Genomic DNA, 12,865 nt, shown 5'->3' with positions numbered 1-12,865 from the left:
GCAATATTTCGATGCGATTGATCTATCTGACTGATCAATCTACCGGCCCGTTCCCGCCTTCGCGCCGACCGATCAGCGGGCCGGCAGGATGATGGTGGCGGCAAGGCCGCCTTCCGGATGGTTGCGCAGCAGCAGTTCACCACCATGGGCCTGCACGATGTTGCGCGAGATGCCCAGGCCCAGCCCCATGCCACCGCTGTTCTGGGCACGCCCATGCTCCAGTCGCACATAGGGCTGGAACAGGGTGCGCATGGCGTCTTCCGGCACGCCGGGACCGTGGTCGCGAATCTCGATTTCCACCAGATCGCCGTCGGCACCGGCCGAGGGACGAATGCTGATCTCGACCTTCTGGCCGTAGTACAAGGCATTGTCGAACAGGTTGCCGATGGCGCGCTTCAAGGCCAGCGGCTTGGCCATGACATTGATGCCGGAGGGTGTGAAGGCGATCTCGTGGCCGGCCAGCCGGGCGTCGCGGATCATGCGCAGCACCAGCGCATCGAGGCGGACCTCGGTGCGGTTCTCGTGGATGTCGCTGTCCTTCACCGATTGCAGGGCGCCCTTGACCATCATGTCCAGCTCGTCGAGGTCGTCATGGAAATCGGTGCGCATGGCGTCGTCATCCATGAGCTCGGTGCGCAGTTTCAGTCGCGTGATAGGGGTGCGCAGGTCATGCGAGATGGAGACGAACAGACGCTCGCGATCTTCGAGATAGCGCTTGATACGTTCGCGCATGCCGGAGAAGGCGCGCGCAGTCTTGACGTATTCGCGGCTGCCGGTGCCGGGCAGGCTGGGCACGGTCTCGCCCTTGCCGAAGGCTTCTGCGGCGTCGGCCAGCGCGGCCAGCGGGCGCGTGGTCCAGCGCACCACCAGGATGGTCAGCAGCAGGATCGCCGCCAGCGACAGGCCCTGCAGCACCAGCCGGTCCAGCCAGAGCGGATTGTCGCTGTCGAGGAAGTAGGGGTTGGGCATCAGCGCGGCCAGGTAGATCCAGCGCCCGCTTTCCACCTGCATCTGGATCACCAGCACCGGCGCCGAGTTGGGCTTGGTCAGCAGGATGTGCTGCACCCAGTTGTCGGGCAGGTCGTTGACGGTGAGGCCATCGCTGGCCACCGGCAGGCCGTCCGGCCAGGCAAAGGCCAGCCGGGCTTCGGGCAGGAAGGGCAGGTCTTCGCGCAGGGTCTGCGCGGTCACCTCGATGGCTAGGTTGGCCAGGCGGCTCTCGCCGATGGACTTGACCGGCACCGCGCTGCTGTTGGCATTGATGAAGAAGCGGGTACCGCCCATCTCGCGCAATTGCTGGATCATCAGCGGACGATAGTTGGGCGGCAGGGTCATGAAGTAGCGGATCGCCGAGGCCGCGCTGTGAGCCAGGTGCTGCGCGGCCACGCGGGTCTCGGCCTCGGACTTGCTGCGGAGCTGGATGTCCCAGATCAGGCCGCCGGCCACCTGCGTGACCAGCACGCCGAAGATCATCACCACCGACAGCCGGCCCAACAGGGAATCCGGCAGCATCCAGTCCAGCAGCGCGGCCAGGCGACCGCGCAGGCTGGGTGAGCGGGTCTCCTCTGCTGCATCCGGAGGCGCCAGCGCCGTCTCCGGCGCCGCGCTCTCAGGCGGCTGCGGCACTGACGTCGGCCGAGAAGACATAGCCGGCACCGCGCACGGTCTTGATCAGGTGCGGCTGGCGGCCACCATCGTTCAGGCGCAGGCGCAGCTTGCTGATCTGCACGTCCAGTGAACGGTCCAACGGGCCGGCGTCGCGTCCGCGCGTTTCTTCGCACAGCACGTTGCGGTCCAGCACGTCGCCGGGATGTTCGACGAAATACTTCAGCAACTGGTAGTCCATGCCGGTCAGGGCCACGATGGCGCCCGCACTGTCGGTGAGGGTGCGCTCCACCGTGTCGAGCGTGAAGCCCGAGAAGCGGTAGTAGCGCGGCGCGGCACTACTGTCGATGCCGATGCGGCGGTGGATCGCCTTGATGCGTGCCAGCAGCTCGCGTGGGCTGTAGGGCTTGGCGATGTAATCGTCGGCACCCAGTTCCAGCCCGACCACGCGGTCGGTCTCGTCCGAACTGGCGGTGAGCATGATGACCGGCACATTGGACTTGCGACGCACCGCCTTGCACAGGGCGAAGCCGTCGGTATCGGGCAGCATCACATCCAGGATCACCAGCGAGAGCTCGTCGGCAAAGCGCTGGAACTCGGTCATGAAGGCTGCGCCGTCATGGGCCAGACGGACCTCGTACTGGTTCTTTTCCAGATAGGCCTTCAAGAGCGTGCGGGTCTTCTGGTCATCGTCGACGATCAATATCTTGCGCGTCATATTGCTGCTCCATCTCCGTGTTTCCTGGAACTCATTTCACATCCGTGGATGCGATGAGCCTAATCATTGCGATTGCGCGACAGGGTGCGCGCAATCGCTGCAAGTCGTTTCTGTGTCTGTTCTTCGCTGATGCTGCGGTCCAGGAAGAAGCGCTGCACCTCGGACACGATGGCATCCTTGGTGGTGTCGTCGGTGGCCATGCGGTGCACCAGGCTGGGCGCCTGCCAGGCCGGACCCTTGCTGAAGGCGCGCCAGGAATCCCTGGCGCAGCGGTCCATGTGCGGGTCGGCCGCGCGCAGCACGGGGATCGAACCCTTGATCCTATTGTATTCGGACTGCACCGCCGGCGACATGGTCAACCGCGCCAGGGTTTCCTGCACCGCCTGGTGCGCGTAGTTGCCGGCGAACATGGCCAGGGTGTCGGTACTGTAGAGGTGGAAATCTCCCGTGCCGGGGACCGGGGCGCAGCCGAACTGCTGGTCCACTTCCATGCCCCAGGCATTGAGCTCGCCCTTGGCCCAGTCACCCATGATGAGCATGGCCGCCTCGCCGCTGACCATGCTGCGCGCCACCTCGGTCCAGGGGCGCTCGCGCACCGGCTGCGCCATCGCCGCCGACAGTCCGCGCAGGCGCTTGAGGATATGCAGCATGCGCGCATCCAGATAGGCCGCCGGGCTCATCTCCACGAACAGCCTCCGGTAGTAGGCCGGGCCGCTCTCGGCCAGCGCCAGGTTCTCGAACAGGGTGGCCAGTTGCCACGCTTCGGCGCTCTGCGCCAGCGGCGTGATGCCGCTGCCCTGCAGCTTCTTGACGATCTGGTCGAAGTCGTCCCAGGTCTTGGGCGGGCTCAGGTTGTAGCGCTTGAAGACGGCGGTGTTGTAGAACAAGGAATTGATGCGGTGGATGCCCAGCGGCGCCGCCACCACGTGGCCATGGTTGTTGAGCAGCGACCAGACGGTAGGGAACATCTGCTTTTCCCAAGCGCCCTGCACGGCCACATTGTCCAGCTCCAGCAGCAGACCCAGGTCGGCCCATTCGCCGAAGACCACGCCGTTGAGTTGTGTCACTTCGGGGGCGCGGTTGGCCAGCACCATGCTCTTCAGGACCTTGGCCGCGCCCATGCCGGCGCCGCCGGGAATGGCGACGTCGCGCCACTGGATATCCTGTTTCGCCAGCTGGTTGACCACCACGTTGATGGCCTGGCGCTCGCTGGCCGAGGTCCACCAGTGCAGCACCTGCAGGGAGCCGCCACCGGAGGACGGCGGGACCGGTGAAGGTGAGGATGAGGATGACGAGGAGGATAGCGATACGCCGGAAGCCGGGCCGGAGCTCGACAGTGGCAGCGACTGCGCCTGCGCCCCATTCCACCCCCAGCCCAGCCATAGCGCGAGCAGACACAGCAGGGCCGGCCAGCAGGTGGCCGGGCCGGTGCGTGCATTCGCGGGCCGTTTCTTTTTTTTCATGGGGTGCGTGTCTCCAAACCGGGAGAGACTATAGCCGGGTGCATGCCAATGCGCAATTTGCATGCGCCCCGGCGGGAGCCCGATCCTGCCTTGCGAAGCATGAAGCCGGTTTATCTCTTGTTAAGAAACGTAAGCCTTGCTCTGCTTATCTTATCCACAGGCCAGCGCCAATGCTGCGCATCACTGTCCCTTGCCTCGACGTCCAGACCGCCTGCAGATGCTGCAGGCCATGTAAGGATATGTAATGGCAAGAATCCTGCCCATCCTTAAATTATTCTTTTAAATCAACAACTTAAAAATACTTCAAGGGTCCTGGCACCGTTGCTGGCATCACATGATCGGCGCTGCTACTGTCACGGCGTTTCGTCGCGGCTGGCGTGCGGCGATCCCCACAACACCAAGGAGACCCAAGATGCAGACCGAAAAAAAGCCTGGTCGTTTTTCCCTCATCCCGCGCCGTCCACTGCTGGCCGCCTGCGCCCTCGCCCTGGGCCTGGCCGGCGGCCTCGGTGCCGCGCACACCCAGGCCGGTACGCTGACCATCGAAAGCTGGCGCGTGGACGACCTGCCGCTGTGGCAGGAAGTACTGATCCCCGCCTTCCAGCGCAGCAATCCCGGCATCACCGTAAAGTTCTCGCCCACCGCCCCGACCGAATACGATTCCAGCCTGGCCGCGCGCCTGGCCGGCGGCACGGCCGGTGACCTGGTGGCCTGCCGCCCCTTCGATGTCTCGCTCTCGCTCTACAACAAGGGCCACCTGGAAAAGCTGGACGGCAAACCCGGCATGGAATACTTCGCACCGGCCGCCAAGGCCGCCTGGCAGACCGATGATGGGAAGGACACCTTCTGCATGCCGATGGCCTCGGTGATCCACGGCTTCTTCTACAACACCAAGATCTTCAAGGAACTGAACCTGGAACCGCCCAAGACCGAGGCCGAGTTCTTCAAGCTGCTCGATACCGTCAAGGCCAACGGCAAGTACGCGCCGCTGGTGATGGGCACGGCAGAACAGTGGGAATCGCACCAGGTGCTGTTCACCGGCATCGGCCCCAACTACTGGAAGGGCGAGGAAGGCCGCAAGGCACTCATCGCCGGCCGTGCCAAATTCACCGATCCGCAATTCGTGGCCGCCTGGGAGTATGAAGCCAGGCTCGGCAAGTACCTGCCCAAGGGCGCCTCGGCCCAGACCTACAGCGACAGCCAGAACATGTTCGCGCTCGGCAAGGGCGCGGTGTATCCGGCCGGCTCCTGGGATATCGCCTACTTCAACGGCAAGATGGACTTCGCCGCCTTCCCGCCACCGGTGCCCAAGAACGGTGATGCCTGCTACATCTCCGACCACAACGACATCGGCATGGGCATCAACAGGAAGTCCAGGAACAAGGAAGACGCCTACAAGTTCCTGGCCTGGCTGGGCTCGCAGGAATTCGCCGATCTCTATACCAACAAGGTCACCGGCTTCTTCTCGCTGTCGAACCACCTGATCTCGGTGAAGGACCCGATTGCCAAGCAGATGATGGGCTGGCGCAAGAACTGCGCTTCCACCATCCGGGTCAATTCGCAGATCCTCAACCGTGGCACGCCGAGCATGGAAAACGAGATGTGGAACGTCAACGCCCAGGTGCTCAACGGCAAGCTCACGCCGCAGGATGCGGCCGCCAAGATCCAGGCCGGCTTTGCCAAGTGGTACAAGCCGCAGCAGTAAGGCTGCTTCACTGAGGTAAGCAGTGCCCGCCCGTTCGGGCTGAGTAGCGGCAACGCCGCGTATCGAAGCCTGATCTGAGCCCGTCGAAGGGCGCACCGTCCGCGCGCCTTCGATACGGCCCTCGCGGGCCTACTCAGTCCGAACGGGAGTAGATGTCCGCGCTCCCCCTTCAGGAACAGGAGACCCATGAAAACCATCCGCGCCTGGCAACTGGCGGTGCTGCTCGCGCCGGCCGTGCTGATCTACGCGCTCTTCAGCGCCCTGCCCCTGCTGGACACCCTGCGCCTGGGCTTCTATACCGCCAATGATGCCGGGGTGCGCAGCTTCGTGGGGCTGGACAACTACCGCACCATCCTGTTCGACCCCGACTGGTCGGCCGCCTTCTGGAATGCCATGTGGAACAACGTCAAGTTCTTCTGCCTGCACATGCTGCTGCAGAACCCCATCGGCCTGCTGCTGGCGACGCTGTTCAGCCTCAAGGGCCTGCGCGGGGCGCGCACCTATCGCACGCTGATCTTCCTGCCCACGCTGTTGTCGGTGGTCATCATCGGCTTCATCTGGCAGCTGATCCTCTCGCCGCTGTGGGGCGTGGGCGAAAAGCTGCTCGGCCTGGTCGGCCTGGCCGACTGGTTCGCGCCCTGGCTGGGTCAGGAATCCACCGCCCTGGTGACCCTCTCGCTGATCTCGGTATGGCAATACGTGGGCATTCCCATGATGCTGATCTACGCCGCCCTGCTGGCGGTGCCCGAAGAAGTGCTGGAAGCCGCCCACGCCGAGGGTGCCAGCGCCATGCGCATCTTCTGGCAGATCAAGCTGCCGCTGATCTATCCGACCCTGGGGCTGGTGACCATCCTCACCTTCGTGGCCAACTTCAACGCCTTCGACCTGATCTACTCGGTCAAGGGCGCGCTGGCCGGCCCCAACTACGCCTCCGACCTGCTGGGGACCTACTTCTATCGCACCTTCTTCGGCTACCAGGCGCAGATCGGCAGCCCCACCATGGGCGCGGCGGTGGCCACGCTGATGTTCCTGGTGATCCTGGGTGGCGTGGGCGCGTATTTCGTGATGGTGCAGCGGCGCCTGACGCGCTATGCGATGTGAGGGGAGGATGACGACATGCTGGCTTCTTCCCCATCCTCCCCACGTTCCCCACTTTCCACCGCTCCCCACACCATGCGCAAACCCACGCTGATCCAACGCAGCTTCGGCACCGCCGGTCATCTCTGGGTACATGTGGTGCTGTGCCTGTATGCGGTGATTGCGCTGTTTCCGATTGCGCTGATCCTGATCAACTCGGTCAAGACCCGCAACGCCATCTTCGAAGGCCCGATGGCCCTGCCCACGGCCGAGACGCTGACCTTCGCGGGCTTCCAGAAGGTGCTGGCCGGCACCCACTTCCTGCTCTACTTCGGCAACAGCCTGGTGGTCACCGTGGCGGCGCTGGTGCTGATCGTGCTGTTCGGCGCAATGGCGGCCTGGGCGCTGACCGAGTACCGTTTCTTCGGCAACCGCGCGCTGAACTTCTTCATCGCCGTCGGCATCATGATCCCGATCCGGCTAGGCACGGTCTCCATCCTGCAGCTGGTGGTGGCACTGGACCTGATCAACACCCGGACCGCCCTGGTGCTGGTCTATACCGCGCAGGGATTGCCGCTGGCGGTGATGATCCTGTCCGAGTTCATGCGCCAGATCCCGGGCGAGCTCAAGGATGCGGCGCGCTGCGATGGTGTGGGCGAGCTGGGCATCTTCTTCGGCGTGATCCTGCCGCTGCTGCGCCCGGCCATTGCGACCGTGGCGGTGTTCACCATGATCCCGGCCTGGAACGATCTGTGGTTCCCGCTCATCCTCGCCCCCGGGGAAGACACCCGCACTGTCACGCTGGGGGTGCAGCAGTTCATCGGGCAATACGCCACCGACTGGAATTCGGTGCTGGCTGCGCTGTCGATGGCAGTCATCCCGGTGCTGTTGCTGTACATGGCCTTCTCGCGCCAGCTGATCCGCGGCCTGACCTCGGGCGCCGTCAAATAATCCAAAGGAGACCTCATGGCACACGTCAACATCAAGCAACTGCGCAAGACCTACGACGGCCGCGCCGATGTGCTGGCCGGGCTGAACCTCGATATCCGCGATGGCGAATTCTGCGTACTGGTCGGGCCGTCCGGCTGCGGCAAATCGACCCTGCTGCGCATGCTGTGCGGGCTGGAAGAGATCAGCGGCGGCGAACTGGCCATCGGCGGCCAGGTGGTCAACCACCTGCCACCGGCCGAGCGTGGCATCGCCATGGTCTTCCAGAGCTATGCGCTGTATCCGCACATGAACGTGTACAAGAACATGGCCTTCGGCCTGAAGGTGGCCGGCAACAGCAAGAGCGAGATCGACCGCCGCATCCGCCATGCGGCCTCGATACTGAAGATCGATCACCTGCTGCAGCGCCTGCCGCGCGAGCTCTCGGGCGGGCAACGCCAGCGCGTGGCCATCGGCCGCGCCATCGTGCGCCAGCCGCGCCTGTTCCTGTTCGACGAGCCGCTGTCGAACTTGGACGCGGCGCTGCGGGTGCAGACTCGGCTGGAGATCGCCAAGCTGCACCGCCAACTGGCGGCCACCATCGTCTACGTGACCCACGACCAGGTGGAAGCCATGACCCTGGGCGACAAGATCGTGGTCATGCACGAGGGCCGCATCCAGCAGGCCGGCACGCCGCTGGAGCTTTACCAGCAGCCGCAGAACCTGTTCGTGGCCGGCTTCATCGGTTCACCGAAGATGAATTTCTTCCAGGGCGTGGTCACCCGTTGTGACGATCGCGGCGTACAGGTGGAAATCGCCGGCGGGCTACGACTGCTGGCCGATGTCGACCCCACCGGGGTACAGGTCGGCGAGGCGGTCACGCTGGGCCTGCGCGCCGAACAGATCCGCGAGGGCCTGGGTGACGGCCAGCCGCTGCGCGGCGTGGTCAACCTGGTGGAACACCTGGGCGAAGCCAACTTCCTCTACGTCAGCCTGGACGGCGACCATGACATCGTGGTGCGCGGCGACGGCAACCGCAGTGTGCGCATCGGCGAGCAGGTAGCGCTGTCGGTCCAGAGCCAGGCCTTCCATCTCTTCGATGCCCAGGGCCAGGCCCTGCGCCGGCGTCAACCGGGCAACCTGCAATCGGCGCGTCGCCTGGACGAGGCCTGAACCATGGACGGCATTGCCTACCTGATCGGGGTGGACGGCGGCGGCAGCAAGACCCTGGTGCGGCTGGCCACGCCCGAGGGCCGCGTGCTGCAGGAAGCCAGCGGCGCCGGCTCGGCGCTGCGCAACGGCGCGGCCAAGGCCTGGCAGGTGATCGGCCAGACCATCGAACGTGTCTTTGTGCAAGCCGCCCTGGTGCGCCCGGACAATGCGGCGCTGGCGGTCGGTATCGGCATCGCCGGCGAGAACGTGGCACAGTGGTCGGCCGACTTCCGCGCCATGGCGCCGGCCTTCGGCGCGCTGGAAATCGTCAACGATGGCGTGGCCACACTACTGGGTGCGCATGGCGGAGCGCCTGGCGCCATCGTCGCGGTCGGCACCGGTACCATCGGGCTGGCCCTGGACACCGACGGCAGCCGCCGCATCGTCGACGGCTGGGGATTTCCCAGCGGCGATGACGGCAGTGGCGCCTGGATGGGCTTGCGCGCCCTGCATCACGCCCAGCTCGCACTGGATGGCCGCGCTGCCCGTGGCCCCCTGGCCGAGGCGGTGCTGGCACTGTGTCGCACCGAACTCCCCCCCACCACGGCCAACGAAGAACGCGCCACCTTGCTGGACTGGCTGGCCCGGGCCGACCAGGCGGCCTTTGCCCGCGCTGCCCGGCCGGTGGTCATGCATGCTGCGCAGGATGCGGCAGCCCGCGACATCCTGCAGGCGGCAGCAGCCGAGATCAGCCTGATGATCGCCACCCTCGATCCGGCGCAGCGCCTGCCGCTGGCGCTGTGCGGCGGACTGGCGGCGGCCTTGCAACCCTACCTCGAGCACCGCCTGCAGGCGCGCATCGTCCCGGAGCAAGCCGATGCCGCCGGCGGCGCGCTGCTGCTGGCGCAACGCGCCTGGCAGCAACAGAAGAACCCAGCGAAAAACCCAAAGGAAACCCCGGCATGAACGCACCGACCCAACTGCACGGCAACGTGCTGACCCCGCAGGGCTGGATCCAGGGCAACATGGTCTTCGACCAGCGCATCCGCGCCATCGACGGCCGGCCGCTGCGACGTGAACCACGCGTCATCGACGAGGGCGACTACATCCTGCCCGGCTTCATCGACCTGCACGTGCACGGTGGTGGCGGGCGCGACGTGATGGAAGGCGGCGATGCGGTACAGGTGCTGTCGCGCCTGCATGCGCGGCACGGCACCACCAGCCTCCTCGCCACCACCATGACGGCGCCGCTGGAGGAACTGGAAGTGGCCCTGCGCGCCATCGCCGACGCCTGCGGCAGCCGCCAGCCAGGGCAGGCGCGGGTGCTGGGGGTGCATCTGGAGGGGCCGTACATCAATCCCGGCAAGCTGGGTGCGCAACCCGACTTTGCCATCGAGGCCTCGCTGGAGCAGGTCGATTACCTCAACAGCCTGGCGCCGCTCAAGCTCATCACCATCGCCCCCGAGGTGGATGGTCACCTGAAGCTGGTCTGCAAGCTGGCCCATCGCGGCATGAAGGTGCAGATCGGCCATACCGCCGGCAGCTATGACGATGGCGTGGCCGCACTGGCACACGGTGCCTCGGGCTTCACCCACCTGTTCAATGCCATGAGCGGCTTCCATCACCGCGCCCCCGGCATGGTGGGCGCGGCGCTGGCACATGCCACCTATGCCGAACTGATTCCCGATCTACTGCATGTCCACCCGGGTGCCATCCGCTCCGCCCTGCGTGCCATCCCGCGCCTGTTCTGCGTGACCGATTCCACGGCCGCCGCCGGCATGCCCGATGGCGACTATGCGCTGGGCCGGCAGGTAGTACACAAGTGCGCCGGCGGCGTGCGACTGGATGACGGCACCCTGGCCGGCAGCGTGCTGACCATGGACCAGGCGCTGCGCAACCTGATCGCACTGGGCATGGACGTGGCCGAAGCCTCGCTACGCACCTCGACCTATGCCGCCGATTATCTGGGCCTGTCCGACCGTGGCCGCCTGGCCACCGGTTGCCATGCCGACGTGGTGGTGCTGGACCGGCATTTCGCCATCAAGGCTGTCTATGTGGAAGGAGAAGAGATTGACCTCGCTGATGCTTGAAGAAGCCCGTTCGGCCACCCGCCATGTGGCGCAGCAGCTGACCCGCGACCAGCAGCGCTATGCCGAACTGGGCGCCCGCCTGCGGGCCACACCGCCCACCAACGTGGTCACGGTGGCGCGTGGCAGCTCGGATCATGCGGCCGCCTATTGCGCCTACCTCGTCATGGCGCGCCTGGGGCATATCGTGGCCTCGCTGCCGATGTCGCTGGTGACCCTGAACCAGGCGCCACTGCAGGTGCGCAACGCACTGGCCATCGCCATCTCGCAGTCGGGACAGAGCCCGGATGTGGTGGAACCGCTGCGCTATTTCCGCGCCCATGGCGCCACCACGGTGGCGCTGGTCAACCATGCCGATTCACCGCTGGCGACGGCGGCCGAGTGGAGCATGCCGCTGCATGCGGGCGTGGAGTCGAGCGTGGCCGCCACCAAGAGCTTCATCGCCAGCCTGGTGGCCGGCGCCCTGCTGACGGCGCACTGGCAGGACGACGCCGCGCTGCTGGACGCTCTGGGGCAGTTGCCGCAAGCCCTGGAGACGGCCACCCGATGCGACTGGTCAGAAGCGATCGAGGTGCTGGCGCCGGCCAGTCGCATCATGGTGGTGGGGCGTGGCACCGGCTTCCCGCTGGCGCTGGAGGCCGCGCTCAAGTGTAAGGAGACCTGCGCCATCCAGGCCGAAGCCTTCAGCGGCGCCGAGATCAAGCACGGGCCGATGGCGCTCATCGAGGAGGGGTATCCGTTGCTGATGTTCGCCCCTCGCGGTCCGGCCCAGGCCGGCATGCTGGCGCTGGCGGCCGAGATGCGCGTGCGCGGTGCCAGGGTGCTGCTGGCCGCGCCGCAGGACGTGGTGGAGCGTGACCTCACCCTGCCGGTGGCGGCCACGCCGGACCTGGACCCGATCGTCGCCATCCAGGCCTTCTACGTGATGGCGGCGCAATTGTCGGCGGCACGGGGCATGGATGCGGACCGGCCGCGCCACCTCAACAAGGTGACCCGGACCAGTTGACGATCCCCTCAGGCCTGCGCCTGGCGCGCTTCTTCGATGAAGGCGCGCAGGTAGTCGATGTCGACATCGCTTTCGCGCGCACCCAGGTAGATGTGCTTGGCAATACCCTGCTTGCCCAGGCGCACCGGTACCACCGCCATCTGTTCCGCGTACTCCAGCACCAGCCAGCGCGGCAGGGCCGCCACGCCGCGCCCGCTGGCGACCATCTGCAGCATGATGTCGGTGGTCTCGATGGTCTTGTGCCGGCGCGGCACGACTCCGGCCGGCGCCAGGAAGTGGGTATAGATATCGAGCCGGTCCACTGGCACCGGATAGGTCACCAGCACCTCATTGTTCAACTGACGTGGCTTGACATAGTCGGCCGCGGCCAGCGGATGGTCGGCTGCCACCACCAGCACCTGCTCGTAATCGAACACCGGTTCGAACACCAGACCCGGCTTGTCCAGCGGATCGGGCGTGACCAGCAGATCGATCTCGTAGCCGAACAGGGCGCCGATGCCACCGAACTGGAATTTCTGCTTGACGTCCACATCCACGTCCGGCCAGGCCGCCAGATAGGGCGACACCACCTTCAACAGCCATTGATAACAGGGATGGCATTCCATGCCGATACGCAAGGCGCCACGCTCGCCCTGGGCGAACTGGCGCAGCCTTTCCTCGGCCAGGGCCAGTTGCGGCAGCACGCGGTTGGCGACCGCCAGCAGGTACTGGCCAGCCTGGGTCAGACGCAGATGACGCCCTTCCCTTAGCCAGATGTCGGTACCCAGCTGCTGCTCCAGCTTCTTCATGCTGTGGCTCAGGGCCGACTGGGTCACATGCAGGACACCGGCTGCAGCGGTGAGCGAGCCCTGGCGCTCGACTTCCTGGACGATGGAGAGGTGGATGCGGTCCAGCATGATGATGAACGTAACTCATGGATGGTTGGAATAGACGGATTTTACTTCATGCATCCGGCACACCATCATTGCACGGACCGGCAGCTGGGCAACACGACTCCAGGCACTGACGTTTCAATTGAAATATTAGAGGCCGCTACTGACATCCTGGGTCAACCGGGCACACGCAGACTACGTCCATGCCAGCCCAACGCCAGACAGGCAAGGGGCAAGCAGACCAAGTCCCCCA

The 12,865-nt window shown here is 65.5% G+C and carries 11 protein-coding genes; 7 read left to right on the top strand and 4 right to left on the bottom strand.

Going from position 1 to position 12,865, the window contains the following annotated elements; translation table 11 throughout:
• Positions 1–72: 72 nt before the first annotated feature.
• The 3 genes from HBH1_RS10210 to HBH1_RS10200 are packed head-to-tail and all read right to left on the bottom strand — an operon-like array spanning position 73 to position 3,786.
• Positions 73–1,626: an ATP-binding protein gene (locus tag HBH1_RS10210; protein ID WP_199181562.1), complete on the bottom strand. Its 1,554-nt coding sequence runs from the start codon at positions 1,624–1,626 to the stop codon at positions 73–75.
• Complete coding sequence (locus tag HBH1_RS10205; RefSeq protein ID WP_006461231.1) at positions 1,610–2,323, bottom strand: response regulator; 714 nt, start codon at positions 2,321–2,323, stop codon at positions 1,610–1,612. Before HBH1_RS10205 ends, HBH1_RS10210 begins: the two co-directional genes overlap by 17 nt.
• Positions 2,324–2,382: 59 nt before the next feature.
• On the bottom strand, positions 2,383–3,786 hold the full coding sequence (locus HBH1_RS10200) for an ABC transporter substrate-binding protein (protein WP_102662668.1): 1,404 nt from the start codon (positions 3,784–3,786) through the stop codon (positions 2,383–2,385).
• 412 nt (positions 3,787–4,198) lie between these two features.
• Here HBH1_RS10200 and HBH1_RS10195 point away from each other — a divergent pair, with 412 nt between their 5' ends.
• The 7 genes from HBH1_RS10195 (at position 4,199) to HBH1_RS10165 (ending at position 11,740) form a co-directional block, all read left to right on the top strand.
• Positions 4,199–5,491: an ABC transporter substrate-binding protein gene (locus HBH1_RS10195; RefSeq protein WP_102662667.1), complete on the top strand. Its 1,293-nt coding sequence runs from the start codon at positions 4,199–4,201 to the stop codon at positions 5,489–5,491.
• Positions 5,492–5,677: 186 nt separating this feature from the next.
• Complete coding sequence (locus HBH1_RS10190) at positions 5,678–6,592, top strand: carbohydrate ABC transporter permease (protein WP_006461227.1); 915 nt, start codon at positions 5,678–5,680, stop codon at positions 6,590–6,592.
• Between the two features lie 72 nt (positions 6,593–6,664).
• Positions 6,665–7,519 (top strand): carbohydrate ABC transporter permease, encoded by an 855-nt coding sequence (locus tag HBH1_RS10185; RefSeq protein ID WP_102662666.1) that lies wholly within the window; start codon positions 6,665–6,667, stop codon positions 7,517–7,519.
• Positions 7,520–7,534: 15 nt separating this feature from the next.
• A complete protein-coding gene (locus HBH1_RS10180; protein WP_102662665.1) occupies positions 7,535–8,668 on the top strand; it encodes an ABC transporter ATP-binding protein in 1,134 nt (377 codons plus the stop codon).
• A gap of 3 nt (positions 8,669–8,671) precedes the next feature.
• Complete coding sequence (locus HBH1_RS10175) at positions 8,672–9,613, top strand: glucosamine kinase nucleotide-binding domain-containing protein (RefSeq protein ID WP_102662664.1); 942 nt, start codon at positions 8,672–8,674, stop codon at positions 9,611–9,613.
• Complete coding sequence (gene nagA / locus HBH1_RS10170; protein WP_102662663.1) at positions 9,610–10,737, top strand: N-acetylglucosamine-6-phosphate deacetylase; 1,128 nt, start codon at positions 9,610–9,612, stop codon at positions 10,735–10,737. The genes HBH1_RS10175 and nagA overlap by 4 nt, the downstream gene beginning before the upstream one ends.
• On the top strand, positions 10,730–11,740 hold the full coding sequence (locus HBH1_RS10165; RefSeq protein ID WP_102662835.1) for an SIS domain-containing protein: 1,011 nt from the start codon (positions 10,730–10,732) through the stop codon (positions 11,738–11,740). The genes nagA and HBH1_RS10165 overlap by 8 nt, the downstream gene beginning before the upstream one ends.
• 8 nt (positions 11,741–11,748) lie before the next feature.
• Here the strand turns inward: HBH1_RS10165 and HBH1_RS10160 are convergent, their stop codons facing one another.
• Complete coding sequence (locus HBH1_RS10160; protein WP_077234892.1) at positions 11,749–12,636, bottom strand: LysR family transcriptional regulator; 888 nt, start codon at positions 12,634–12,636, stop codon at positions 11,749–11,751.
• Positions 12,637–12,865 lie beyond the last annotated feature (229 nt).

The sequence above is a fragment of the Herbaspirillum sp. BH-1 genome (genome assembly GCF_002870055.1).
GTDB classification, from domain to species: domain Bacteria; phylum Pseudomonadota; class Gammaproteobacteria; order Burkholderiales; family Burkholderiaceae_D; genus Herbaspirillum; species Herbaspirillum frisingense.
This window is presented reverse-complemented; position numbering and strand designations above follow the sequence as displayed.